At 51.9% G+C, this 25723-nt stretch carries 20 protein-coding genes; 17 read left to right on the top strand and 3 right to left on the bottom strand.

Translation table 11 applies throughout. From position 1 onward, the window contains the following. Positions 1-98 precede the first annotated feature (98 nt). On the bottom strand, positions 99-1088 hold the full coding sequence (ldhA, locus tag OGV75_RS16935) for a D-lactate dehydrogenase (RefSeq protein WP_286480938.1): 990 nt from the start codon (positions 1086-1088) through the stop codon (positions 99-101). Positions 1089-1778: 690 nt separating this feature from the next. On the opposite strand from ldhA, the gene OGV75_RS16930 reads away from it, so the two are divergent. From OGV75_RS16930 to OGV75_RS16915, 4 genes are all read left to right on the top strand, one after another. Continuing rightward, entirely contained in the window at positions 1779-4418 is a 2640-nt protein-coding gene (locus OGV75_RS16930) for a YdbH family protein (RefSeq protein WP_101700494.1), read from the top strand. Next, on the top strand, positions 4415-4606 hold the full coding sequence (locus OGV75_RS16925; protein ID WP_016156612.1) for a YnbE family lipoprotein: 192 nt from the start codon (positions 4415-4417) through the stop codon (positions 4604-4606). The genes OGV75_RS16930 and OGV75_RS16925 overlap by 4 nt, the downstream gene beginning before the upstream one ends. Before the next feature lie 7 nt (positions 4607-4613). Further along, positions 4614-4937, top strand: coding sequence for a YdbL family probable chaperone protein (locus OGV75_RS16920; RefSeq protein ID WP_016156611.1), 324 nt, complete (start codon positions 4614-4616; stop codon positions 4935-4937). Between the two features lie 127 nt (positions 4938-5064). Further along, on the top strand, positions 5065-5250 hold the full coding sequence (locus OGV75_RS16915; RefSeq protein ID WP_016153181.1) for a hypothetical protein: 186 nt from the start codon (positions 5065-5067) through the stop codon (positions 5248-5250). 43 nt (positions 5251-5293) lie between these two features. On the opposite strand, the gene azoR is transcribed toward OGV75_RS16915, so the two are convergent. Continuing rightward, on the bottom strand, positions 5294-5899 hold the full coding sequence (gene azoR / locus OGV75_RS16910; RefSeq protein WP_006684422.1) for an FMN-dependent NADH-azoreductase: 606 nt from the start codon (positions 5897-5899) through the stop codon (positions 5294-5296). Between the two features lie 201 nt (positions 5900-6100). Here azoR and hrpA point away from each other — a divergent pair, with 201 nt between their 5' ends. The 10 genes from hrpA (at position 6101) to OGV75_RS16860 (ending at position 20265) form a co-directional block, all read left to right on the top strand. Further along, positions 6101-10003 (top strand): ATP-dependent RNA helicase HrpA, encoded by a 3903-nt coding sequence (hrpA, locus tag OGV75_RS16905; protein ID WP_286480936.1) that lies wholly within the window; start codon positions 6101-6103, stop codon positions 10001-10003. Positions 10004-10088: 85 nt separating this feature from the next. Further along, positions 10089-10880, top strand: coding sequence for a YdcF family protein (locus tag OGV75_RS16900; RefSeq protein ID WP_016156603.1), 792 nt, complete (start codon positions 10089-10091; stop codon positions 10878-10880). A 199-nt stretch (positions 10881-11079) separates the two neighbouring features. After that, positions 11080-12519, top strand: a complete 1440-nt coding sequence (aldA, locus tag OGV75_RS16895) for an aldehyde dehydrogenase (protein ID WP_286480935.1) — start codon at positions 11080-11082, stop codon at positions 12517-12519. Positions 12520-12668: 149 nt separating this feature from the next. Then, positions 12669-13199 (top strand): cytochrome b561, encoded by a 531-nt coding sequence (gene cybB / locus OGV75_RS16890; RefSeq protein ID WP_019076843.1) that lies wholly within the window; start codon positions 12669-12671, stop codon positions 13197-13199. A 171-nt stretch (positions 13200-13370) separates the two neighbouring features. Beyond that, on the top strand, positions 13371-13790 hold the full coding sequence (locus tag OGV75_RS16885) for a translesion error-prone DNA polymerase V autoproteolytic subunit (RefSeq protein ID WP_016153176.1): 420 nt from the start codon (positions 13371-13373) through the stop codon (positions 13788-13790). A gap of 2 nt (positions 13791-13792) precedes the next feature. After that, positions 13793-15061, top strand: coding sequence for a Y-family DNA polymerase (locus OGV75_RS16880; RefSeq protein ID WP_286481019.1), 1269 nt, complete (start codon positions 13793-13795; stop codon positions 15059-15061). Positions 15062-15339: 278 nt separating this feature from the next. Then, on the top strand, positions 15340-16641 hold the full coding sequence (locus OGV75_RS16875) for an AppA family phytase/histidine-type acid phosphatase (protein ID WP_286480934.1): 1302 nt from the start codon (positions 15340-15342) through the stop codon (positions 16639-16641). A gap of 339 nt (positions 16642-16980) precedes the next feature. After that, entirely contained in the window at positions 16981-17256 is a 276-nt protein-coding gene (locus OGV75_RS16870) for a metal/formaldehyde-sensitive transcriptional repressor (protein ID WP_003833178.1), read from the top strand. Positions 17257-17288: 32 nt separating this feature from the next. Beyond that, complete coding sequence (locus tag OGV75_RS16865) at positions 17289-18407, top strand: S-(hydroxymethyl)glutathione dehydrogenase/class III alcohol dehydrogenase (protein WP_016153173.1); 1119 nt, start codon at positions 17289-17291, stop codon at positions 18405-18407. 169 nt (positions 18408-18576) lie between these two features. After that, on the top strand, positions 18577-20265 hold the full coding sequence (locus OGV75_RS16860) for a methyl-accepting chemotaxis protein (RefSeq protein WP_016156598.1): 1689 nt from the start codon (positions 18577-18579) through the stop codon (positions 20263-20265). 45 nt (positions 20266-20310) lie between these two features. Here OGV75_RS16860 and OGV75_RS16855 read toward each other — a convergent pair whose 3' ends face one another. Then, a complete protein-coding gene (locus OGV75_RS16855) occupies positions 20311-21234 on the bottom strand; it encodes a LysR substrate-binding domain-containing protein (protein WP_286480932.1) in 924 nt (307 codons plus the stop codon). Positions 21235-21464: 230 nt separating this feature from the next. Between OGV75_RS16855 and OGV75_RS16850 the strand changes: the two genes are divergently transcribed. The 3 genes from OGV75_RS16850 (at position 21465) to OGV75_RS16840 (ending at position 25680) form a co-directional block, all read left to right on the top strand. Further along, positions 21465-22367, top strand: coding sequence for a manganese-dependent inorganic pyrophosphatase (locus tag OGV75_RS16850; protein ID WP_286480931.1), 903 nt, complete (start codon positions 21465-21467; stop codon positions 22365-22367). Positions 22368-22487: 120 nt separating this feature from the next. Then, on the top strand, positions 22488-23831 hold the full coding sequence (hglS, locus tag OGV75_RS16845; protein WP_286480930.1) for a 2-oxoadipate dioxygenase/decarboxylase HglS: 1344 nt from the start codon (positions 22488-22490) through the stop codon (positions 23829-23831). Positions 23832-24024: 193 nt separating this feature from the next. Next, positions 24025-25680 (top strand): glucan biosynthesis protein D, encoded by a 1656-nt coding sequence (locus tag OGV75_RS16840; protein WP_029139548.1) that lies wholly within the window; start codon positions 24025-24027, stop codon positions 25678-25680. The last annotated feature ends 43 nt before the right edge of the window (positions 25681-25723 follow it).

Genomic DNA, 25723 nt, shown 5'->3' with positions numbered 1-25723 from the left:
TTTGTGACGGGAATACATTCAATATAATAATGATACTGAAGATTTTAGCATCGGTGATTATCTGAAAATGCCCCCCTGAATCCAGGGGAGCACAGGGATTAGAAGAGGGCGTTTGGACAGGTTTCGCCTTTAGAGAGCTGTGCCAGATTTTGCAGCGTGGTCTCAGAAATGCTGGTCAATGCTTCGGCCGTCAGGAACGCCTGGTGACCGGTGAACAGCACGTTATGACAGGCCGACAGGCGGCGGAACACATCATCCTGAATCACGTCATTGGATTTATCTTCAAAGAACAGGTCGCGTTCGTTTTCATACACGTCCATACCCAGAGAACCAATTTTCTGGTTTTTCAGCGCATCGATAGCGGCTTGTGAATCGATCAATGCCCCGCGGCTGGTGTTAATAACCATCACGCCATTTTTCATTTGCTCAAAGGCTTCGTGATTGAGCAGGTGATAATTCTCCGGCGTTAACGGACAGTGCAGGGAGATGACATCGGACTCCGCGAACAGCGTTTTAAGATCGACATATTCAACGCCTAACTCCAGTGCGGCAGCGCTTGGGTAGGGATCAAACGCCAGCAGGCGCATCCCAAAACCTTTCAGGATCCGCAGTGCCGCAATCCCAATCTTACCGGTACCGATCACCCCAGCCGTTTTGCCATACATGGTAAAGCCGGTCAGCCCCTCAAGAGAGAAGTTGGCATCACGAGTACGCTGATAGGCGCGGTGAATACGGCGATTCAACGTCATCATCATGCCAATCGCATGTTCAGCGACGGCTTCCGGTGAATAGGCTGGCACACGGACGACCTGCAGGCCGAGTTCTTTTGCCGCGTCGAGATCGACGTTATTGAAGCCGGCGCAACGCAGCGCAATATATTTCACGCCATGCTTTTTCAGCTCTTCCAGAACCGGGCGGCTGCCATCGTCGTTGACGAAGATACAGACGGCTTCACAGCCATGGGCTGTTTTGGCTGTTTTCTCCGTCAGCAGAAAGTCAAAGAATTCAAGTTCAAAACCAAAAGCCTCGTTAACCTGCTGCAGATACTTCTTGTCGTACTGTTTTGTACTATAGATGGCGAGTTTCATAAGACTTTCTCCAGTGATTTTGACGTCACATTAATCCAATTCAAATTATTTTACAAAATCTAAAAAGTTATTGATAGTCATAGGCGTAATGAATAATTTCAGCGCATCTGTTGTTAGTGTGGGCAGGTTACTCAATTTCAACAACTGGATATTTTTCCGTCCAACTCAATACCCGTAATCGATGCAGGTAAAAAGCCAGCCGAATCACATCCAGACAGCTACGCTTATACAGGTAGCAAATATCGGGAGGGGTCATGTTAACTCACTCTGAAGCAAAGCGATGGGCCACCTTAATGCTTAAGGCGGCATTATGTGATGGTATGAAACCTGAGGAGATTTCCCGGCAGGTACATCTGGTCTGCGATCATCATGGTAGGGAGTGCCTCGAAGAGCTCATTGAGGAAATTCTGATAGAAGCTGGTCGTTTAGGACCTAAACATAGCGATGGAGAACTGAGGCCTCATTGAGTCTGAGTTCTTTATATTCCCGACGGCACGTGTAACAGCGTGCCATATAAAATAACGCACTATCTTATTGAATTTATTATTATTTTATTAATTCTCGTTGATTGGTAAATAGTGCATATACTTCATGGGAATTTATTCTTAATGTGGGCATATCCTGTTAAACATGCCACAATACTGGCCTAAACCGGCTTAAATTTTCGCTAAATCAGGATATTAACTACCCATGAAGGGTAAATATAAAGCCGCTCTGGCACTTCTCTTATTATTGATTCTCGTGCCGCTGACGTTGGTCATGACGCTTGGCCTGTGGGTTCCTACGCTGGTGGGCGTCTGGTTACCTGTTGGCACGCGCATCGCGCTGGATGAGAGCCCACGGCTGACACGGCATGGGCTGCATATCCCGGAACTCCGCTATCTGGTCGATGATTGCCCGCTAGCGCGCATTACTCAGGCCGATCTTTCCCATCCCAGCCGCTGGTTGCTCAATGTCGGGACTATTGAGCTGGATTCCGCTTGCCTGGCTAAATTACCGCAGACAGAAGCGTCTCCGGCAGCGCCCAAAACGCTGGCTGAATGGCAATCGATGCTGCCCAATACCTGGATTAACATCGACAAAGTTATTCTCTCCCCCTGGCAGGAGTGGCAGGGAAAACTGTCTCTCTCGCTAACGCCATCGACCCAGCAGCTGCGCTACCAGGGTGAAAAAGTGAAATTCCAGGGGCGTCTGCACGGGCAAAATCTCACGGTAAATGAGCTGGATATAGCCGCGTTTGAAGGGCAACCGCCGGTAAAACTGGTCGGTGAATTTACCATGCCACTGGTTCCTGATGGACTACCGGTGAGCGGTCATGCGGTTGCTACTCTGAGCTTGCCGCAGGAGCCCTCACTGGTGGACGCCGAACTGGAGTGGCAAGAAAACAGCGGACAACTGATCGTCATGGCGCGGGATAATGCCGATCCGTTGCTCGATCTTCCGTGGGAAATAACCCGTCAGCAATTAACCATCAGCGACGGTCGCTGGAACTGGCCTTATCAGGGATTCCCGCTCAGCGGGCGGTTGGGCATGAAAGTTGAAAACTGGCAGGCCGGGCTGGAAAATGCGGTGGTGAGCGGGCGTCTGAACATACTGACCCAAGGCGATGCAGGTAAAGGAAACGCCGTATTAACGCTGGGGCCGGGTAAGCTGGGTGTGGATAGTAGCGACATGCCGTTACAGTTGATAGGCGAGGCGAAACAGGGTGACCTGATCTTCTACGCCAAATTACCCGCCAGACTCACCGGAAGCCTGAACGACCCGCAGCTGGCTTTCGAGCCAGGAGCGCTGCTGCGTTCGCGTGGACGGGTGATTGACTCGCTGGATATTGACGAAATTCGCTGGCCGCTGGCGGGCGTAAAAGTAACACAGCGCGGCGTAGATGGCCGTCTGCAGGCTATATTGCGCGCGCATGAAAACCAGATGGGCGGTTTTGAATTGCATCTGGATGGTCTGGCAAATGATTTTCTCCCTGACGCGGGTCGCTGGCAGTGGCGGTACTGGGGCAAAGGCAGCTTTACGCCAATGCATGCGCGTTGGGACGTGGCGGGTAAGGGCGAATGGCATGACAACACCCTGAAGCTTTTTGATCTCTCCACCGGATTTGACCACCTGCAATACGGCACCATGAAGGTGGAAACCCCACGCCTGGTGATGGACGAGCCGATCGTCTGGGTACGGGATGCCAACAAGCCGACGTTTAGCGGCGCGCTGTCGCTGGACGCAGGGAACACCACCTTTACCGGGGGGAGCGTGTTACCACCGTCAACCCTGAAGTTCAGCGTGGAAGGTACCGACCCGACGATTTTCCAGTTTAAAGGCCAGCTTCACGCGGGCGCGATAGGTCCAGTACAGGTAAATGGACGTTGGGACGGGATCCGCCTGCGCGGACAGGCCTGGTGGCCAAAACAATCGCTCACCGTATTCCAACCGCTCATCCCACCAGACTGGAAAATGAAGCTACGTGAAGGTGAACTGTATGCGCAGGTTGCGTTTTCGGCTGCCCCGGAACAGGGCTTTGAAGCGGGCGGCCATGGGGTATTAAAAGGCGGTAGCGCCTGGATGCCCGATAACCAAATTAATGGCGTCGATTTTGTGTTGCCTTTCCGGTTTAGTGAAGGCGCATGGCAACTGGGTACGCGTGGACCTATTTCACTGCGTATTGCGGAAGTGGTGAATCAGGTGACGGTGAAAAATATCGCCGCCGATCTACAGGGGGCGTATCCCTGGAGTGAAGACAATCCGTTACTGTTAAGCGATGTCAGCGCCGAACTGCTGGGGGGCAAAGTCATCATGCAACAACTGCGGATGCCGCAGCACGATCCGGCATTATTACGGGTGCAAAATATCTCTTCCAGCGAGCTTATCAGCGCGGTTAATCCCAAGCAATTCGCCATGTCTGGCCCGGTCAGCGGTGCGTTGCCGTTATGGCTGGATAACGAAAAGTGGATCATTAAAGACGGCTGGCTGACCAACCCGGGGCCTATGACGCTGCGTATTGATAAAGACACGGCGGATGCCGTCGTCAAAGATAATATGGCAGCTGGTGCGGCCATTAACTGGCTGCGTTATATGGAAATAAGCCATTCCTGGACGAAAATAAATTTGGATAATCTCGGTGTCTTAACCATGCAGGCAACCGTAACTGGCAATAGCCGGGTGGATGGCAAAGTGGGGACGGTTAATTTGAATTACACCCATGAGGAAAACGTCTTTACGCTATGGCGTAGTTTGCGTTTTGGCGACAATTTACAGGCATGGCTTGAACAAAATGCAGCGCTGCCGGAATCCCATTGCCCGGAAGGCAAGGAATGTGAGGAACAACAATGAAAACGATAGCTGCCATGCTGGGTCTGCTGGCTTCATCTCTGCTGATCGGGTGCACACCCAGAATCGAAGTGGCTGCGCCTAAAGAGCCGATCACTATTAATATGAACGTCAAGATCGAGCATGAGATCCATATCAAAGTCGATAAAGACGTTGAGAGCTTATTAAAATCGCGCAGCGATTTGTTCTGAGGTCACGATGAAAAAACAGCTTGCAGTGATCCTGGTGGCATTGAGTTTATTCAGTGGCAATGGGTGGGCATTGACCTTGAATGAAGCCAGATCCCAGGGGCGGGTGGGCGAAACGCTTAATGGTTATCTGGTGGCATTGCAAACCGACGCCGAAACGCAGGCGCTGGTGAGTGAGATTAATAAAGCACGCAGCGCCAGCTATCAGCAACTGGCTGAGAGCAATAACATTCCTCCAGATGAAGTGGCGAAAATGGCCGGACAAAAGCTGGTCGCTCGGGCTAAACCAGGGGAGTACGTCCAGGGCATCAATGGTAAGTGGTTGAGAAAATAATAAATCTTCTCTGCACACAACCAGAGAGGCACGACGCTGACTTATTCATCGACATCGCAATAGTTGCCACACGGCATCAAACTGAGGCTGATATAGTTCAACACCGGTCGCGTTGCGGAGTGAAATCATGTGGCTTTTCAAGTGGTATGTCTGGAATCGTTGGATATTCAAGCTGTTAAGCCGGGATGTTGCCGAGCCAGAACAATTTTTGCTGCATTGCTGGGAAGAGAATCTGGCGAAGTGCAGAGATTATGCAACCATCTGGCGTGATATTAACCGCATTCACGGCAAACAGGTGCAGGTAAAGAAGTAAATGCTGGAGAAACCCTCCCACCGGATGGTGAGAGGGGGAATTATCAGGCAGCGACGACGCTGTCGATAGCGGCTTTCGCATCGGACTGCGCTTTGGACGCCACTTCCGGGCCGTACGCAATGCCTTCAGCAAAGACGACGTTCACGTCGGTGATGCCGATAAAGCCCAGGAATACGTTCAGATACGGCGTGATCAGGTCGGTCGGCGTATCTTTATGGATACCACCACGGCTGGTCAACACGACTGCGCGTTTACCCGTCACCAGACCTTCCGGACCTTTCTCGGTATAACGGAAAGTCACACCTGCACGGGCAATCAGATCGAAATAGTTTTTCAGCTGGGTTGGGATGTTGAAGTTATACATCGGCGCGGCGATAACAATCACATCATGCGCTTTCAGCTCAGCAATCAGCTCATCGGACAACGCCAGCGCTTCCTGCTGACGCGGTGTCAGCGGTGCATCGCTCGGGCGCAGCGCACCCACCAGTTCGCCATCCAGTACCGGAACAGGATTTGCAGCCAGGTCACGGACGGTGATTTCATCAGCGGAGTGCTTTTCACGCCACTGTTCAACAAAATAATCAGACAACTGACCAGACTGAGAGTACCCTGCCAGAATACTGGATTTAAGAACTAATACCTTGCTCATGGGTGTTTCCTTTTATGTGTTTGAAGGGGGAGTGCCCCGTTGCTTGTTGACACTTTATTCACAATCCTGTCGCAGTGATAGCGCAATATATCGAATCCTATGTTCGAAATTATTGAACAACACATGAAAAGCGCTGATGTGGTACTCTATACCTATCATCTAAAAGAGATTTAACCCGGCAGAGCACTGCCTTTTAACGCTATGACAGAACAACAAAAATTAACCTTCAACATGTTGCAGCAACAGCTGGATTCACTGATGCTGCGTGACAGACAGCGTTTTGCCCGCCGCCTGCAGGGCGTGAAGAAGGTTAAAAATCCTGATGCACAACAGGCCATTTACCAGGAGATGGCAAAAGAGATTGATCACGCTGCAGGTAAAGTTGTGCTGCGTGAAGCCGCGCGTCCGGTCATCAGCTACCCGGAAAACCTGCCCGTCAGTCAGAAAAAACAGGATATTCTGGAAGCGATCCGCGATAACCAGGTGGTGATTGTCGCCGGGGAAACGGGGTCAGGGAAAACCACTCAGTTACCCAAAATCTGTATGGAGCTCGGGCGCGGGGTAAAAGGGCTGATCGGCCATACCCAGCCGCGTCGTCTGGCGGCGCGTACCGTGGCGAACCGTATTGCAGAAGAGCTGCAAACCGAGCCGGGCGGTTGTATCGGTTATAAAGTCCGTTTTAGCGATCATGTCAGCGACAACACCATGGTTAAGCTGATGACGGACGGTATCCTGCTGGCGGAAATCCAGCAGGATCGGCTGCTGATGCAGTACGACACCATCATCATCGATGAAGCGCATGAGCGCAGCCTGAATATCGATTTTCTGCTCGGTTATCTGAAAGAGCTCCTGCCGCGCCGTCCGGATCTAAAAATTATCATCACTTCGGCGACCATCGATCCGGAGCGTTTTTCAAAGCATTTCAATAATGCACCGATTATCGAAGTCTCTGGTCGAACCTATCCGGTGGAAGTTCGCTATCGTCCAATTGTTGAAGACGCAGATGACACCGAGCGTGACCAATTGCAGGCAATTTTTGATGCCGTAGATGAGTTAGGCCGTGAAAGTCAGGGCGACATTTTGATCTTCATGAGCGGCGAGCGCGAAATCCGCGATACCGCCGATGCGCTGAATAAGCTGGATTTGCGCCATACCGAAGTGCTACCGCTATATGCGCGTCTTTCCAACAGCGAGCAGAACCGTGTGTTCCAGTCGCACAGCGGTCGCCGTATCGTGCTGGCGACCAACGTGGCGGAAACCTCGCTGACCGTTCCGGGGATCAAGTATGTGATTGATCCGGGTACTGCGCGTATCAGCCGTTACAGTTACCGCACCAAAGTTCAGCGCTTGCCGATTGAACCGGTGTCGCAGGCCTCTGCCAACCAGCGTAAAGGCCGTTGCGGTCGTGTTTCGGAGGGGATCTGTATTCGTCTGTATTCCGAAGACGATTTCCTGTCGCGCCCGGAGTTTACCGACCCGGAGATCCTGCGTACCAACCTGGCGTCAGTTATTTTGCAGATGACTGCCTTGGGGCTGGGCGATATCGCGGCGTTTCCGTTTGTTGAAGCGCCGGATAAACGTAACATTCAGGACGGTGTACGCCTGCTCGAAGAACTGGGGGCGATAACCACCGACGAACAGGCAACCGCTTACAAACTGACGCCATTGGGCCGTCAGCTCTCGCAACTGCCGGTGGATCCACGCCTGGCGCGCATGGTGCTGGAAGCGCAAAAACATGGCTGCGTACGTGAGGCGATGATTATCACCTCGGCGCTGTCTATTCAGGATCCGCGCGAGCGCCCGATGGACAAGCAGCAGGCCTCCGACGAGAAACATCGCCGTTTCCACGACAAAGAGTCTGATTTCCTCGCATTTGTGAATCTGTGGAACTATCTCGGCGAGCAGCAGAAAGCGCTGTCGTCAAACCAGTTCCGTCGTCAGTGCAAACTTGATTTTCTGAACTACCTGCGCGTGCGTGAATGGCAGGATATCTACACGCAACTGCGTCAGGTGGTGAAAGAGTTAGGGATTCCTGTTAACAGCGAACCCGCTGAATACAGAGAGATCCACGTCGCGTTGCTGACCGGTTTACTGTCACATATCGGGATGAAAGATGCCGATAAACAGGAATTTACCGGGGCGCGTAACGCTCGCTTCTCGATCTTCCCAGGCTCTGCTCTATTTAAAAAACCGCCGAAGTGGACGATGGTAGCGGAGCTGGTGGAAACCAGCCGCCTGTGGGGACGTATTGCTGCACGCATCGATCCTGAGTGGGTCGAACCGGTTGCCCAGCATCTGATCAAACGTTCATACAGTGAACCGCACTGGGAACGTGCGCAGGGCGCAGTGATGGCAACAGAAAAGGTTACCGTCTACGGTTTACCGATTGTTGCAGCTCGTAAGGTGAACTACAGCCAGATCGATCCCGCGTTGTCGCGTGAACTGTTCATCCGCCATGCTCTGGTGGAAGGCGACTGGCAAACGCGCCATGCGTTTTTCCGTGACAATTTGAAGTTACGCGCAGAGGTGGAAGAGTTAGAGCACAAATCGCGCCGTCGCGACATTCTGGTTGATGATGAGACGCTATTTGAGTTTTACGACCAACGCATCAGCCATGATGTAGTCTCCGCGCGTCACTTTGACAGCTGGTGGAAAAAGATCAGCCGTGAAACGCCGGATCTGCTCAACTTTGAAAAGAGCATGCTCATCAAAGAGGGTGCGGAAAAAATCAGTAAGCTGGATTACCCGAACTTCTGGCATCAGGGCAATCTCAAACTACGGTTAAGTTACCAGTTCGAACCCGGAGCCGATGCGGACGGTGTGACCGTACATATTCCGCTCCCGCTGCTCAATCAGATCGAAGAGAGCGGTTTTGAATGGCAAATTCCGGGGCTGCGCCGTGAACTGGTTATCGCCCTGATTAAGTCTCTGCCGAAACCGGTACGACGCAACTTTGTGCCCGCGCCGAACTATGCGGAAGCGTTTTTAGGCCGCGTCACGCCGCTGGAACTGCCGCTGCTCGACTCGCTGGAGCGTGAACTGCGCCGCATGACCGGCGTGACCGTTGACCGTGAAGACTGGCATTGGGATCAGGTGCCCGATCACCTAAAAATCACCTTCCGGGTAGTGGATGATAAGAACAAAAAGCTGCAGGAAGGACGTTCGCTGCAGGATCTGAAAGACGCATTGAAGGGTAAAGTTCAGGAAACATTGTCTGCGGTGGCGGATGACGGTATCGAACAGAGCGGGTTGCACATCTGGAGCTTCGGTCAGCTTCCGGAGAGTTACGAGCAAAAACGCGGCAACTATAAGGTAAAAGCCTGGCCAGCGCTGGTGGATGAGCGTGACAGCGTTGCCATCAAACTGTTTGATAACCCGCTGGAGCAACAGCAGGCGATGTGGTGCGGTTTACGCCGCCTGTTGTTACTGAATATTCCTTCACCAATCAAATATTTGCATGAGAAACTGCCCAACAAAGCCAAGCTGGGGCTGTATTTTAACCCGTACGGTAAAGTGCTGGATTTGATTGACGACTGTATATCCTGTGGTGTGGATCAACTGATCGACGCCAACGGTGGTCCGGTGTGGACCGAAGAAGGCTTTGCGGCGCTGCATGAGAAAGTGCGGGCTGAACTGAACGATACGGTGGTGGATATTGCTAAGCAGGTCGAACAAATTCTGACCGCGGTGTTTAATATCAACAAACGTCTGAAAGGGCGCGTGGATATGACCATGGCGCTGGGGCTTGCGGATATCAAATCGCAGATGGGCGGGCTGGTGTACCGTGGATTTGTTACCGGCAATGGTTTCAAGCGTCTGGGCGATACGCTGCGTTATTTGCAGGCTATCGAAAAGCGTCTGGAAAAACTGGCTATCGACCCGCATCGTGACCGTGCGCAGATGCTGAAAGTGGATAGCGTGCAGCAAGCCTGGCAGCAGTGGTTCAATAAACTGCCTCCCGCTCGCCGTGAAGATGACGATGTCAAAGAGATCCGCTGGATGATAGAAGAGCTGCGCGTCAGCTATTTTGCCCAGCAGCTTGGTACGCCGTATCCGATTTCCGATAAACGTATTTTGCAGGCGATGGAGCAGATTTCGGGATAAATCGGTACCAGACAGCATACCGGGTAAGGTGACGTCACCGCCCGGTATGCAACCCGATAAAGTATTAAGATCAGGAGTCATGAGTATGAGCCAGTTTCCGACACTTTCCGCAACCACGCTTGCGGCGATCAATACCGTAGGGCGATGGTTGGCGCAGAATGATTTTACGGGGAATATCACCGTTCAGTCAGATTGCGTGATTCTGGCAGGGAACGCGGTTATTCCGACCATCGACGCCGCCTGCCGGATCGCGAAAGAGCAACAGGTTCCCTTGTTGATTAGCGGTGGCATCGGTCACTCCACACGATTTCTGTATGACGCGATTGCAGAGCATCCTCGTTACAACATCATTCGTACCACCGGACGTGCGGAAGCGGCGATCCTTGCCGATATCGCACATCAGTTCTGGCAAATCCCAGGTGAGAAGATTTGGGTGGAAGACCAGTCAACAAACTGCGGTGAGAATGCCCGTTTTAGCTGTGCATTATTGAATCAGGCGACGGAAAGTATTCATACCGTCATTGTGGTACAGGATCCCACTATGCAACGTCGCACGATGGCAACCTTTCAGCGCGTAACCCGCGATGAGCCGCATGCGCCGCGCTGGTTGAGTTTCCCTGGATTCATCCCTGAGCTGGCCCCACAGCAAGACGGCGTGGATTTTGTGCCAGCAGCAGAAGGTTTGTGGTCAGTGGATCGCTATCTGTCTCTCATAACCGGTGAACTTCCTCGCCTGCGTGATGATGCCACCGGTTATGGGCCGTGCGGCCGCGATTTTATCGCCCATGTTGATATTCCTCAGAACGTTGAGCAAGCCTGGCAGCAGTTGCAAAATGACATCGTGCTGACTGACTTACTGGAGAGCCGCTCTCTGTAATTCCTGCTGCCCGTTTGTCGGCGTTTTGCGGCAAACGGGCAAAAATCACACCTGTTTTTTCCCTTCATCATCACTTTGCCAGACGCTTTTATGAAGCCGCTCACAGAACAGCCACTCCAGCCATAATACGACCTGCATGATTGATATTAATTAACAATAGTTTTACTTGTTAAAAACAAATCAATCACAGGAGAGCCGCATGTCAGTACCCGTACAACATCCTATGTATATCGATGGGCAGTTTGTGACCTGGCACGATGATGCCTGGATTGATGTCGTCAATCCAGCCACGGAAGAGGTGATCTCGCGTATTCCCGATGGACGTGCCGAGGATGCGTGTAAAGCGATCGATGCTGCACAGCGCGCTCAGCCGCAATGGGAAGCGCTGCCCGCCATTGAACGGGCGAACTGGTTACGCAAAATTTCTGCGGGTATCCGCCAGCGAGCCAGTGAAATCAGCGCGCTGATTGTGGCGGAGGGTGGAAAAATACAGCAACTGGCTGAGGTCGAAGTCTCGTTTACCGCCGATTATATCGATTACATGGCGGAGTGGGCGCGTCGCTATGAAGGCGAGATCCTGCAAAGCGATCGTCCGGGCGAGAATATTCTGCTGTTTAAGCGCGCTTTGGGCGTGACTACGGGCATTCTGCCGTGGAACTTTCCGTTTTTCCTGATTGCCCGCAAACTGGCTCCCGCACTGTTGACGGGTAATACCATTGTCATTAAGCCGAGTGAATTTACACCGAATAACGCCATCGCCTTTGCCAAAATTGTTGATGATATTGGCTTGCCGCGCGGCGTATTTAATCTGGTACTGGGACGTGGTGAAACGGTCGGTCAGGCGCTGGCCGCAAACCCGAAGGTGGCCATGGTGAGCATGACCGGTAGCGTCGGGGCGGGTGAGAAAATTATGGCTGCGGCGGCTAAAAATATCACCAAAGTTTGTCTGGAGTTGGGCGGCAAGGCCCCGGCTATCGTGATGGATGATGCCGATCTTGAACTGGCCGTAAAGGCAATTGTTGACTCGCGGGTGATCAACACCGGACAGGTATGCAACTGTGCCGAGCGCGTGTACGTTCAGAAAGGTATTTATGACCAATTCGTCAATCGTCTGGGCGAGGCGATGAAAGCCGTGCAGTTTGGCAATCCGGCTGAGCGCAATGATATTGCAATGGGGCCGCTGATTAACGCCGCTGCGCTGGAGCGTGTAGAGCAGAAAGTTGCACGAGCGGTGCAGGAAGGCGCCAGAGTGGTGCTGGGCGGTAAGACCGTTTCCGGCAAAGGGTATTACTATCCACCGACGTTACTGTTAGACGTGCGCCAGGAGATGGCGATTATGCACGAGGAGACGTTTGGTCCGGTGCTGCCGGTGGTAGCGTTTGATACGCTGGAACAGGCGCTGACGATGGCCAATGACAGCGATTACGGTCTGACCTCATCGATCTATACGCAGAATCTGAATACGGCGATGAAAGCGATTAAAGGGCTGAAGTTTGGCGAAACCTATATTAATCGTGAAAACTTCGAGGCGATGCAGGGCTTTCATGCTGGCTGGCGCAAGTCCGGGATTGGCGGAGCTGACGGTAAACACGGTCTGAACGAATATCTGCAAACGCAGGTGGTGTATCTGCAGTCCTAAGTTTTCGCCGGGTGAGCCAGTACGCCACCCGGCGCAATTCTCACACTTTGCTGGCGATCCATAAGAATAAGCCGGGTGAGCAAAAGTTAATGAATTTTTAACAAAAGCCCGTTATGGTGACGCATTATTGTTTTTATTCAGGAAGTGTTATGGGGAATAAGTATTCTGGCCTGCAAATTGGCATTCACTGGCTGGTCTTTTTGTTGGTCATTGTGGCCTACAGCGCCATGGAGTTTCGCGGATTTTTCCCGCGCAGCTATCGTCCCTTATTTAACATGGTGCACGTATCCTGTGGCATCACTATTTTAACGCTGATGGTGGCGCGTCTGCTGGTCAGGCTAAAATATCCGGCACCGCCGATTGTGCCAAAACCGAAGCCGATGATGACCGGAATGGCGCATCTGGGGCATCTGGTTATCTATCTGCTGTTTATTGTTCTGCCGATTATTGGACTGGTGATGATGTACAACCGGGGTAACCCGTGGATTGCATTCGGCATCGTTATGCCGCATGCGGCAGAGGCCAATTTTGATGTAGTGGATATGCTGAAGTCCTGGCACGTGACGCTGGCAAATCTGGGCTATTTTGTTATTGCTCTGCATGCCGCTGCGGCTCTGATGCACCACTATTTCTGGAAGGACAATACGCTGCTGCGCATGATGCCGCGAAAACGCTCCTGATGTAATGCCCCGCAAATGCGGGGTATTTTTTTAGCCGATTATTTTTCCAGACATCATAAAAACTTACCGACAAGATGGTTAAACAACGTCCAGTTCATCACACTCGCTACTTGATTGCTGCTCTTATTAAAACTACTGTATATAAATACAGTAAATGAGGGGCAGATTATTATGTTGTTTTTCCAGCCTGCGGAACGCCGCGAAATTAAACACTTTCCGTTATTTAGCGATCTTGTGCCCTGCGGTTTTCCATCTCCTGCGCAGGACTACGTTGAGAAACGTATCGACCTCAATGACCTGCTGGTACGGCATCCCAGCGCAACCTATTTTGTTAAATCATCTGGCGACTCTATGAGGGGAGCAGGGATCGGCGAGGGTGATTTACTGATTGTCGACAGCGCCAGAAAACCTGCCCATGGAGACATCGTTATTGCCGCCGTTGAGGGCGAATTCACCGTTAAACGCCTGCAATTACATCCGGTTGTGATGCTGAAGCCAGAGAACAGCGCCTACGCGCCGATCATGATTAGCAGCGAGGACACGCTGGATATATTTGGCGTGGTGACATTTATCATTAAAGCAGCGGGCTGATGATGTTTGCACTGGTGGATGTTAACGCGTTTTATGCCAGCTGTGAGTCGGCATTCCGGCCTGATCTGAAAGGGAAGCCCGTTGTCGTTCTTTCAAATAACGATGGCTGCGTTATTGCCAGCAGCGTAGAGGCAAAGGCGCTTGGCGTTAATATGGGCGCTCCGTACTTCAAACAGAAAGATCTGTTCAGGCGCTATGGCGTGTTCTGTTTTAGTTCGAACTACGAACTGTATGCGGATATGAGCAGCAGGGTGATGTCGATTCTGGAGGAGTTATCGCCACGCGTGGAGATATACAGTATTGATGAAGCCTTTTGTGATTTAACGGGCGTGCGAAACTGCAGGGATCTTACGGATTTTGGTCAGGAAATCAGAGCAACTATTTTGCAGAAAACACGTCTCACGGTTGGGGTCGGCATCGCTCAGACCAAAACCCTGGCCAAACTGGCGAACCATGCGGCCAAAAAGTGGCAGGAACAGACGGGCGGAGTCGTGGATCTCTCAAATATTGAACGCCAGCGTAAGCTGATGGCAGCACTCCCGGTTGATGAAGTCTGGGGCATCGGACGCCGTATCGGCAAGAAACTGGACGTCATGGGCATTAAAACGGTTCTCGACCTCGCGGATACCGATATTCGCTTCATTCGTAAACATTTCAGCGTCGTGCTTGAGCGAACCGTCCGGGAATTGCGCGGTGAGCCTTGTCTGGCGCTGGAAGAGTTTGCGCCGGATAAGCAGGAAATTATCTGCTCAAGATCGTTTGGTGAAAAACTCACGGATTACAACGCCATGAGAGAGGCCATTTGCACCTATGCTTCACGTGCTGCGGAAAAGCTGCGCAGAGAACACCAGTACTGCCGGTTTATCTCTACGTTTATCAAAACCAGTCCGTTTGCCCTGAATGAACCTTATTACGGTAACAGCGCATCGATAAAACTGCTGACGCCAACTCAGGATAGCCGGGACATTATTACAGCAGCCACGCGCAGCCTGGACGCCGTTTGGCGAGAGGGGCTACGTTATCAAAAAGCGGGCGTTATGCTGGGGGATTTTTTTAGCTCTGGCGTTGCACAGCTGAATCTTTTTGATAATAACGCCCCGCGGCGTAACAGCGATAAATTGATGGACCTACTGGATACTCTTAATGCTGAAAAGGGGATAGGAACGCTCTACTTTGCCGGGCAAGGGATACAGCAGCCGTGGGCGATGAAGCGAGACATGCTTTCACCACGTTATACAACGAGATACAGTGATTTGCTGCGGGTAAATTGATAGCCAAACAAGGCTTCCGCCCACCTTATTTATACCGGATCAATTATCCTTTCAATGACAGGACGTTGTAAATTGCCAACGATTCCATAACCTTGGATACCTTTCCAGTGCGGCTAAATTAGCGCTCCTTTAATACTTCGATAAGAGACAAAGTTGATATTCAAAAAGTTGGATTGTTGTGAACTCAGGAGTAGGATTATTTCTATCTGATAGAACCAGTTATCGAACTGGCTTATACGAGTTGTTTGTTTTTCACTTACGAAAAGGTGGTGCTGGTAATGAGTACATTCATCATTCGTTTATTATTTTTTTCTCTCTTATGCGGTTCTTTCTCAATACATGCTGAAGAGCCGAACGGTATGAAACTTGAGCGGGTTGTGATAGTGAGTCGTCATGGAGTAAGAGCACCTACGAAGTTCACTCCAATAATGAAAGATGTCACACCCGACCAATGGCCACAATGGGATGTGCCGTTAGGATGGCTAACGCCTCGTGGGGGAGAACTTGTTTCTGAATTAGGTCAGTATCAACGTTTATGGTTCACGAGCAAAGGTCTGTTGAATAATCAAACGTGCCCATCTCCAGGGCAGGTTGCTGTTATTGCAGACACGGATCAACGCACCCGTAAAACGGGTGAGGCGTTTCTGGCTGGGTTAGCACCAAAATGTCAAATTCAAGTGCATTATCAGAAGGATGAAGAAAAAACTGATCCTCTTTTTAATCCGGTAAAAATGGGGAAATGTTCGTTTAACACATTGAAGGTTAAAAACGCTATTCTGGAACGGGCCGGAGGAAATATTGAACTGTATACCCAACGCTATCAATCTTCATTTCGGACCCTGGAAAATGTTTTAAATTTCTCACAATCGGAGACATGTAAGACTACAGAAAAGTCTACGAAATGCACATTACCAGAGGCTTTACCGTCTGAACTTAAGGTAACTCCTGACAATGTATCATTACCTGGTGCCTGGAGTCTTTCTTCCACGCTGACTGAGATATTTCTGTTGCAAGAGGCCCAGGGAATGCCACAGGTAGCCTGGGGGCGTATTACGGGGGAAAAAGAATGGAGAGATTTGTTAAGTCTGCATAACGCTCAGTTTGATCTTTTGCAAAGAACTCCAGAAGTTGCCCGTAGTAGAGCCACACCATTACTCGATATGATAGACACTGCATTATTGACAAATGGTACAACAGAAAACAGGTATGGCATAAAATTACCCGTATCTCTGTTGTTTATTGCTGGTCATGATACCAATCTTGCAAATTTAAGCGGGGTTTTAGATCTTAACTGGTCGCTGCCCGGTCAACCCGATAATACCCCTCCTGGTGGGGAGCTTGTATTCGAAAAGTGGAAAAGAACCAGTGATAATACGGATTGGGTTCAGGTTTCATTTGTTTATCAGACGCTGAGAGATATGAGGGATATACAACCGTTGTCATTAGAAAAACCTGCTGGAAAAGTTGATTTAAAATTAATTGCATGTGAAGAGAAAAATAGTCAGGGAATGTGTTCGTTAAAAAGTTTTTCCAGGCTCATTAAGGAAATTCGCGTGCCAGAGTGTGCAGTTACGGAATAAGTAACTAATTATTATATATAGCGTATTAAAAAATAGAAACCCCCGGTTTGTAGTCGGGGGTATTCGTATTGATCATAATTACATGAGTCTTTCAATTGCCTGTTCTTTGCGAGTGACAATCCAGTTACGCTGCTCCAGAAAAAATCCGGACTGTTCAGCGATGCAGAATACATCGACAAAGCGCTCGGTGTTGTAGCTCTAAAACCGCTTTACACGGTGATATGTCCACATATGTCTAAATGTGCTGTTTGTACAACGTATTAAATAATAACAAGTTATTTATTTTACAATTAGTTAAAAATACTGATAGTATACCCCCCTATAGTATTTGGAGGGCGTATGCCGCATTCACCCGAAGATAAAAAACGCATTCTCACCCGTGTACGCCGTATTCGCGGTCAGGTTGATGCGCTTGAGCGCGCGCTGGAGTCCGGCGAGCCGTGTTTGGCTATCCTGCAACAAATTGCCGCCGTGCGCGGCGCATCCAATGGCCTGATGGGCGAAATGGTTGAGATCCACCTAAAAGACGAACTGGTCAGCGGGGAAACAACCCCAGACCAGCGTGCCGTGCGCATGGCTGAAATCGGCCATCTTCTGCGTGCTTATCTAAAATAACACCATCACCTCGCAATAATGGGAAGAGACAAATGAAATCACGTGCAGCAGTTGCATTCGGCCCTGGCCAACCGTTAAAAATTGTCGAAATCGATGTCGCACCGCCAAAGAAAGGTGAAGTGCTGGTTAAAATTACCCACACAGGCGTGTGCCATACTGATGCTTTTACGCTCTCAGGCGACGATCCGGAAGGGGTTTTCCCGGCGGTGCTCGGCCATGAAGGTGGCGGCATTGTGGTTGAAGTGGGTGAAGGCGTTACCAGCCTGAAACCGGGCGATCATGTGATCCCGCTATACACCGCAGAATGTGGCGAGTGTAAGTTCTGTAAATCGGGTAAAACTAACCTGTGTCAGGCCGTACGTGCGACCCAGGGTAAAGGTCTGATGCCGGATGGCACAACCCGTTTCTCGTATAACGGCGAGCCGATTTATCACTATATGGGCACCAGCACCTTCAGCGAATACACCGTTTGCGCGGAGATCTCTCTGGCGAAGGTTAACCCGCAGGCTCCGCTGGACAAAGTGTGTCTGCTGGGGTGTGGCGTGACCACCGGTATCGGAGCGGTCCATAACACCGCAAAAGTGAAAGAAGGTGATACCGTCGCCGTATTTGGTCTGGGCGGCATTGGCCTGGCGGTGATTCAGGGCGCGGCGCAGGCGAAAGCCGGGCGTATTCTGGCCGTAGATACCAATCCGGAAAAATTTACGCTGGCAGGTGAAATGGGCGCGACCGATTTCATCAATCCGAAGGATTACGACAAACCGATTCAGGATGTGATTGTCGAGCTTACCGATGGCGGCGTGGACTTTAGTTTCGAATGTATCGGTAACGTTAACGTGATGCGCGCGGCGCTGGAATGCTGCCATAAAGGATGGGGCGAAAGCATCATTATTGGCGTGGCAGGAGCCGGACAAGAGATCAAAACACGTCCGTTCCAGTTAGTTACCGGGCGTGTCTGGCGCGGTTCCGCGTTTGGCGGCGTGAAGGGGCGTACTCAGCTTCCTGGTATGGTTGAAGATGCGATGAGCGGGAAAATTCAGTTGGATCCGTTTATTACCCACCGTTTACCGCTGGAGCAGATTAACGACGCGTTCGATTTAATGCATCAGGGTAAATCCATCCGTACCGTTATCCACTTTGGCGATAACTGATTCATTGGCCAGCGGATTTCTCCGCTGGCACTTTCCTGAATTTTTTAGAATTATGTTGTGAAAGTGTGACGAATCCGGCGCTTTTCACGGTAAGTAAACTTCCCGGATTGCCGATGACTATCTAACGGGCGTGTTTTCACGCATAAACCCTACAAGAGAGTCGACGGTCATGGACAACACTACATCGATGCAAGCCCAGCATAAACTGGGCTTTCTGCATCAAATCCGGCTGGTTCCGCTGTTTTCCTCCATTCTCGGTGGCATCCTTCTGCTGTTCGCCTTAAGTTCCGGGCTGGCAAGCTATTTTCTTATGCAGGCCGATCGCGATCAGCGCGACGTGACCGATGAGATTCAGGTCAGGATGGGGTTATCTAACAGCTCTAACCACTTGCGTACCGCGCGTATCAACATGATCCACGCCGGCGCGGCGAGCCGTATTGCCGAAATGGATGACATGAAGGCCAATATCGCCGAGGCAGAAAAACGGATTAAGCAATCGCAGGACGGTTTCAATGCTTATATGTCACGCGCGGTAAAAACGTCTGCCGATGAAGCGTTAGACGCTGAACTGAGCGCCAGCTTCAAAGCCTATACCGACGGCTTACAGCCGATGCTGAAGTACGCTAAAAACGGCATGTTTGAGGCGATCATCAACCATGAAAATGAACAGGCCAGACCGCTGGACTCTGCTTACAACAAGGTGCTGTTAAAGGCGATCGACATTCGTACCACCAGGGCGAATCAGTTAAGCGAACAGGCGCATCAGCGTACACAGCTTGGTATGGCTTTTATGCTGGGCGCATTTGTTCTTGCGCTGGCGCTGACCGTGATGACGTTCATTGTTCTGCGCCGTACCGTCATTCATCCTCTGTTGCGTGCCGCCCAGCGTATTGAGCAAATTTCAGCGGGGGATCTGACCATGCCGGAGGAACCGACCGGGCGCAGCGAAATTGGTCGCCTGAGCCGCCATCTGCAAACAATGCAACGTTCGCTGGGGACAACGGTAGGCACGGTGCGTCAGGGCGCGGAAGAGATTTATCGCGGTACCAGTGAGATTTCGGCGGGGAACACCGATCTGTCTTCACGTACCGAACAACAGGCTGCGGCGATTGAACAAACGGCGGCCAGCATGGAAGAGTTGACGGCGACGGTGAAGCAAAACGCCGACAACGCGCATCATGCGAGCAAGCTGGCAGAAGATGCCTCCGGTAAGGCCAGTCGGGGCGGTCAGATGGTTTCTGGCGTGGTCAAAACCATGGGCAATATCTCAACGAGTTCAAAGAAAATCTCCGAAATCACAGCCGTTATTAACAGCATTGCTTTCCAGACCAATATTCTGGCGCTGAACGCAGCGGTTGAAGCGGCGCGGGCAGGAGAGCAGGGCCGAGGATTTGCCGTGGTTGCCAGTGAGGTGCGCACGCTGGCAAGCCGCAGCGCTCAGGCGGCAAAAGAGATTGAAGGATTGATCAGCGAATCAGTCCGACTGATTGACCAGGGCTCCGGAGAAGTGGTCGCCGCGGGCAATACGATGACGGATATTGTCGATGCGGTAAAACGCGTCACCGACATTATGCTGGAAATTGCGGCGGCCTCTGATGAGCAGAGCCGGGGTATCGTCCAGGTGAGCCAGGCAATTTCAGAAATGGATAAGGTAACGCAGCAAAATGCCTCGCTGGTTGAAGAAGCCTCTGCCGCAGCGGCATCGCTGGAAGAGCAGGCGGCGCGCTTAACGGAAGCTGTTGGCACATTCCGTTTAACAGGGACAAGTGCTATTAAACGCGCGCCTGTGACGACAAAGCCTGACCATTCACGCCCGCAGGCGGCAACTGCCAGTGGCGATAACTGGGAAACGTTTTAACAATAAAATCAATTAAGGGACCTGATGGTCCCTTAATTTTAGGCATCAAAACGGCACGGTTTTGCGTATTGCGGCGATTAGGATCTGCGCGGCCTGAGGGAGCTGCACATCGACACGGGTAAGAATACCGATGGGTTCACCCGCACCGTGGGTGGGTATCGGCAACGACACCAGCGTCGCCTGGCGTAAATCTTCTCTAACCGCGCCTGAAGGGACAAACCACACATAGTCGTAATCGACCGTCAGTTGGCGGGAGAGCGATGCTGACAGCGTTTCAATACAGCCCGGCGGCATTTTGCAGCCCTGACTTTGCAACAACGCCTCTGCGTGCTGGCGAGGGGCGGTTCCTTTTGGTGAAACCACCACCGGCCACTCCATCACCCGACTCAGCGTGATGGTTTCCTGCAACAACGGGTGGTTAGGGCGCACGACCAGTTTGAGCGATTCCAGAAATAACAGCTCGTAGTTCAGACCAACCATCAATTCCGGATCGGCCATACGGCCAATGCCGAGATCAATTTCCCCTGACTTTAAACCCGCCAGGATCATGGGATTGCTCATGGTGGCAACCTGCAGCGTGGTCTCCATTTGCTGCTTATGGAACGGGCCAATGACCGCCGGCAGAATGCCCAGGGCCGCGGTGGGTAAGGCGCCAATCCGTACAACATCCGTCTGTGACTCTTCGCGCTGGTTTAAGGCTTGTCCGGCGGTGTTGAGCGCATCCAGCACTCTGACTGCGTGGGTAAGAAACTGTTCTCCGGGCAGCGTTAATTGTGCGCCAAGGCGGCCACGCTCAAAGAGCCGGGTACCGGTCAGTTGCTCCAGTTCATTCAGCGTTTTGGAGAGGGCTGGTTGGCTCAGGTTAAGGGTCTCAGCCGCGCGGCCCAACGTTCCCTGCTGTGCAACGGCGACAAAAGTATGAAGGTGGCGCAAGCGAATGCGCTGATTGAACAGAACATTTTTTTCCATAAGCGATGTTAAAAACAGAGTCGTATCGGTGACAAGTGAAGTTGTTCGATTTTGATAACTTGATAGCAAAATATTATTAACATTTATCCTATTTTACTTACAACTGATTTATTTTGCTTATGTTTTGTACAGCGCCACCGGGTGGTGGGATCATGGAAGAGAATCCGTCCAGTCGATATACTTTCGTTATTGTTTGCTTTTGAACCATTCTCTTCACAAGGTACTGATTAATGATAGATGTAATAGGGCACCTTAACCCCGATAGCGATGCCATTTGTACCGCCGCCATGACGGCGCGTTGGCTTACTTTACGTGGCCAGCAGGCGACGGCATGGCGTCTGGGCGAACCTAACCGCGAAACGCAATTTATCTTTGAGCATGCAGGACTGACGATGCCCGAACGGCTGACGTTTGAACTGACCGATCGTGATGTGTGGCTGGTCGATTTCACCGAGCCTGCCCAGGGGCCGGCATCGCTGGCAGAAAGTAACGTCGTGGGAATTATCGATCATCACCGACTCGGTGGATTAGTCACTCGTCTGCCACCTGAAGTGTGGGTGAAGCCAGTCGGCAGTAGCGCGACGCTGTTATGGCAACTGATGACGGAAGAGGAGCGCAGCCAGTTGTCTGCCGCTGAGGCCGTTTTATTGCTGGGTGCCGCATTGAGTGACACTGTCACGCTTCGTTCGCCAACGACCACCTCTGACGATCGCCTGGCGGTGGAGGCCCTGGCCCAAAAAACCGGTGTGGATCTCGAGGCGTTTAGTCGCGACCTGCTGTCTGCTAAAACAAGCGTGGAAGGCATGAGCGCTCGCGAGCTTCTGCAGAAAGACATTAAAACCTTCACCATTCATGGACATTCTGTTTGTGTGGCGCAGCTTGAACTGTATGCGCTGCAACAGGTGGATGCGGTGCTGGACGCTCTCCGTCTGGAAATGGCGTGCTATGCAGAGGAAAAGAATGCCGCGCTGGTTGTAATGATGCTCACCGATATCAATCTGGGCGACACCAGCCTGTGGTTTGCCGGCCCAGAGCTGTCAGACATCCCGCAACCCTGTAAGGTGGAGGGGATGCTCAGCCGTAAAAAACAGATGTTGCCCTGGCTGGAAAGTCATTTAAAACCACGCCAGTAGGTTCTGTTCAGCGTCTGTAGGGGTGGGAAATTTACGCGGGGTCACACTTTGTAAATTCTTCCCACCGGAGTCAGCGGCGTTTTCTACACTCCAGGTAATATTCACTGGAGGCATGACATTATGGCGAACACCATCACGGCAGATGAGATTCGGGAACAATTTTCGCAGGCAATGTCAGCAATGTACCAGCAGGAAGTCCCGCAATATGGCACGTTGCTGGAACTTGTCGCTGATGTGAATCTGGCGGTACTGGAAAATAATCCTACGCTGCATGAAAAACTGGCGAATGCAGATGAGCTGGCCCGGCTAAACGTTGAGCGCCACGGCGCCATTCGGGTGGGCACTGCGCAGGAGCTTTCTACGCTACGCCGGATGTTTGCCATTATGGGCATGTATCCGGTGAGTTATTACGATCTCTCCCAGGCCGGTGTTCCCGTGCATTCCACCGCGTTTCGTCCCATTGACGATGCGTCGCTTTCGCGCAACCCGTTTCGGGTATTCACCTCGTTATTGCGCCTCGAATTAATCGAAAACGCCGCGCTACGGCAAAAAGCCGCGGAGATCCTCGCGAAACGCGATATTTTCACCCGTCGTTGTCACGAACTGCTGGATGAGTTTGATGTGCAGGGCAGTTTTACGCCTGAGCAGGCGCAGGAGTTTGTGCAAGAAGCGCTGGAAACTTTCCGCTGGCATCAGCATGCCACGGTCGATGAGGCGACCTATCACGCATTGCACAATGAGCACCGGCTGATTGCTGATGTGGTGTGTTTCCCTGGGTGTCATATCAACCATCTGACGCCGCGTACGCTGGATATCGACCGGGTTCAGTCGATGATGCCGAAGTGTGGCATTGAACCCAAAATACTGATTGAAGGGCCACCGCGCCGCGAGGTGCCCATTTTATTGCGTCAGACCAGTTTTAAAGCGCTGGAAGAGCCGGTGTTATTTGCCGGTGAAATGCGTGGCACTCACACGGCGCGTTTTGGTGAAATCGAACAGCGCGGCGTGGCCCTGACGCCGAAAGGCAGAGCATTGTACGACGAATTGCTGAATAAAGCGGGAACGGGAAAAGACAACCTGACGCATCAGCTGCATTTGCAGGAGGTGTTCAAAGCATTCCCGGACAGCGAATTTCTGCTGCGCCAGCAGGGGCTTGCCTGGTTCCGCTACCGGCTGACGCCGTCGGGCGAGGCGCATCGACAGGCGATTCGCCCGGATGACGACCCGCAACCGCTCATTGAGCGGGGCTGGCTGGTTGCTCAGCCCATTACCTACGAAGATTTTTTACCGGTGAGCGCCGCGGGGATTTTCCAGTCTAATCTGGGGAATGAAACTCAGGCCCGTAGCCACGGTAATTCCAGCCACGACGCGTTTGAACAGGCGCTGGGTTGTGCGGTTTATGATGAGTTTGCGTTGTATCAGGAGGCGCAAGATCGCAGTAAACGGCGGTGTGGTTTACTTTAATTGAATTTACATGGGATTCGGTCTGTTCCCATCGACATAAAATATTTTCGATTTTGTACAGATAATCGGCGACCAACAATTGGATTATTAATGAATTTTGTCTAGAGTGAGCGGTCAGAAATGTGCACTCTCTTGCCGCTGATTATGGCCGGCGCGGGACCATTTACACGACCAGAAGGACTCACTTTCAGGCATGAATCGCAGACGATTTATTAAAGGTTCAATGGCAATGGCCGCCGTGTGCGGAACCAGTGGTATTGCATCACTCTTTTCCAGCGCCGCCTTTGCGGCAGAGTCTGACATTGCAGACGGAAAAACCGTACGTTTTGATTTTTCCGTTCTGCAATCGATGGCCCATGACTTAGCACAGAAGCCCTGGGGCGGCGCACCGCGCGCGTTACCTGACACGCTGGCCAAACTGACGCCTCAGGCCTACAACAGCATTCAATATGACGCAGAGCAGTCTCTGTGGAACAATGTTGAAAATCGTCAGCTTGATGCGCAGTTCTTCCACGTGGGGATGGGCTTTCGTCGCCGCGTACGCATGTTCTCGGTTGATGGCAGCACGCATATGGCGCGCGAAATCCACTTCCGCCCGGAACTGTTTAAATACAATGATGCGGGCGTGGATACCAAACAGCTGGAAGGGCAGACTGACCTCGGGTTCGCCGGGTTCCGCGTGTTTAAAGCGCCAGAATTAGCCCGTCGCGATATCGTTTCTTTCCTGGGCGCCAGCTATTTCCGCGCCGTGGATGACACCTATCAGTACGGTTTATCGGCCCGCGGTCTGGCGGTAGATACCTACACCGACAGCAAAGAAGAGTTTCCTGATTTCACCTCTTTCTGGTTCGAAACGGTCAAACCGGGCGCAACCTCCTTTACCGTGTATGCGCTTCTCGACAGCCCCAGCGTAACCGGTGCATTTAAGTTCGTGATCCACTGCGAGAAAACGCAGGTGATCATGGATGTACAAAACCACATCTATGCGCGCAAAGACATCAAGCAGCTCGGTATTGCACCGATGACCAGCATGTTTAGCTGCGGCAACAACGAACGTCGGATGTGTGACACCATTCACCCGCAAATTCATGATTCCGACCGTCTGGCGATGTGGCGGGGCAATGGCGAGTGGATCTGCCGCCCGCTGAATAACCCGCAAAAACTGCAGTTCAACGCCTATACCGATAACAACCCGAAAGGGTTTGGCTTGCTGCAGCTCGATCGCGACTTCTCCCATTACCAGGATATCATGGGCTGGTACAACAAGCGTCCGAGCCTGTGGGTCGAACCGCGTAACCAGTGGGGCAAGGGGACTATCGGCCTGATGGAGATCCCGACGACCGGCGAAACGCTGGATAACGTCGTCTGCTTCTGGCAGCCTGAAAGGTCGATCAAAGCGGGCGATGATCTGGAATTCAAATATCGCCTGTACTGGAGCGCTCAGCCGCCGGTGCGTTCACCGCTGGCTCGCGTGATGGCGACCCGAACAGGCATGGGCGGCTTCCCGGAAGGATGGGCGCCGGGCGAGCACTACCCGGAAAAATGGGCGCGACGTTTTGCTGTTGATTTCGTCGGTGGCGATCTAAAAGCCGCCGCGCCGAAGGGTATTGAACCGGTGATTACGCTCTCCAGCGGTGAAGCGAAACAGATTGAGATCCTTTACGTGGAACCTATCGACGGTTATCGCATTCAGTTTGACTGGTATCCGACCTCTGACTCAACCGATCCGGTAGATATGCGTATGTTCCTGCGTTGTCAGGGCGACGCCATCAGTGAAACCTGGCTGTATCAGTACTTCCCGCCAGCGCCGGATAAACGTCAGTACGTTGACGACCGCGAGATGCGTTAATCACTCCCTTTACGGCTCTCCGAATGGGGAGCCGTATCTGTAA

It is taken from the genome of Citrobacter sp. Cb028, from assembly GCF_030336705.1.
GTDB classification, from domain to species: Bacteria; Pseudomonadota; Gammaproteobacteria; order Enterobacterales; family Enterobacteriaceae; genus Citrobacter; species Citrobacter braakii.
Note: the sequence above shows the minus strand (reverse complement) of the source record. Positions and strands in the feature narration are given on the sequence as shown.

Coding starts and splice junctions, on each gene's coding strand:
- ldhA (WP_286480938.1), bottom strand. CDS start 1,088: ATGAAACTCGCCATCTATAGTACAAAACAGTACGACAAGAAGTATCTG.
- OGV75_RS16930 (WP_101700494.1), top strand. CDS start 1,779: ATGAAGGGTAAATATAAAGCCGCTCTGGCACTTCTCTTATTATTGATT.
- OGV75_RS16925 (WP_016156612.1), top strand. CDS start 4,415: ATGAAAACGATAGCTGCCATGCTGGGTCTGCTGGCTTCATCTCTGCTG.
- OGV75_RS16920 (WP_016156611.1), top strand. CDS start 4,614: ATGAAAAAACAGCTTGCAGTGATCCTGGTGGCATTGAGTTTATTCAGT.
- OGV75_RS16915 (WP_016153181.1), top strand. CDS start 5,065: ATGTGGCTTTTCAAGTGGTATGTCTGGAATCGTTGGATATTCAAGCTG.
- azoR (WP_006684422.1), bottom strand. CDS start 5,899: ATGAGCAAGGTATTAGTTCTTAAATCCAGTATTCTGGCAGGGTACTCT.
- hrpA (WP_286480936.1), top strand. CDS start 6,101: ATGACAGAACAACAAAAATTAACCTTCAACATGTTGCAGCAACAGCTG.
- OGV75_RS16900 (WP_016156603.1), top strand. CDS start 10,089: ATGAGCCAGTTTCCGACACTTTCCGCAACCACGCTTGCGGCGATCAAT.
- aldA (WP_286480935.1), top strand. CDS start 11,080: ATGTCAGTACCCGTACAACATCCTATGTATATCGATGGGCAGTTTGTG.
- cybB (WP_019076843.1), top strand. CDS start 12,669: ATGGGGAATAAGTATTCTGGCCTGCAAATTGGCATTCACTGGCTGGTC.
- OGV75_RS16885 (WP_016153176.1), top strand. CDS start 13,371: ATGTTGTTTTTCCAGCCTGCGGAACGCCGCGAAATTAAACACTTTCCG.
- OGV75_RS16880 (WP_286481019.1), top strand. CDS start 13,793: ATGTTTGCACTGGTGGATGTTAACGCGTTTTATGCCAGCTGTGAGTCG.
- OGV75_RS16875 (WP_286480934.1), top strand. CDS start 15,340: ATGAGTACATTCATCATTCGTTTATTATTTTTTTCTCTCTTATGCGGT.
- OGV75_RS16870 (WP_003833178.1), top strand. CDS start 16,981: ATGCCGCATTCACCCGAAGATAAAAAACGCATTCTCACCCGTGTACGC.
- OGV75_RS16865 (WP_016153173.1), top strand. CDS start 17,289: ATGAAATCACGTGCAGCAGTTGCATTCGGCCCTGGCCAACCGTTAAAA.
- OGV75_RS16860 (WP_016156598.1), top strand. CDS start 18,577: ATGGACAACACTACATCGATGCAAGCCCAGCATAAACTGGGCTTTCTG.
- OGV75_RS16855 (WP_286480932.1), bottom strand. CDS start 21,234: ATGGAAAAAAATGTTCTGTTCAATCAGCGCATTCGCTTGCGCCACCTT.
- OGV75_RS16850 (WP_286480931.1), top strand. CDS start 21,465: ATGATAGATGTAATAGGGCACCTTAACCCCGATAGCGATGCCATTTGT.
- hglS (WP_286480930.1), top strand. CDS start 22,488: ATGGCGAACACCATCACGGCAGATGAGATTCGGGAACAATTTTCGCAG.
- OGV75_RS16840 (WP_029139548.1), top strand. CDS start 24,025: ATGAATCGCAGACGATTTATTAAAGGTTCAATGGCAATGGCCGCCGTG.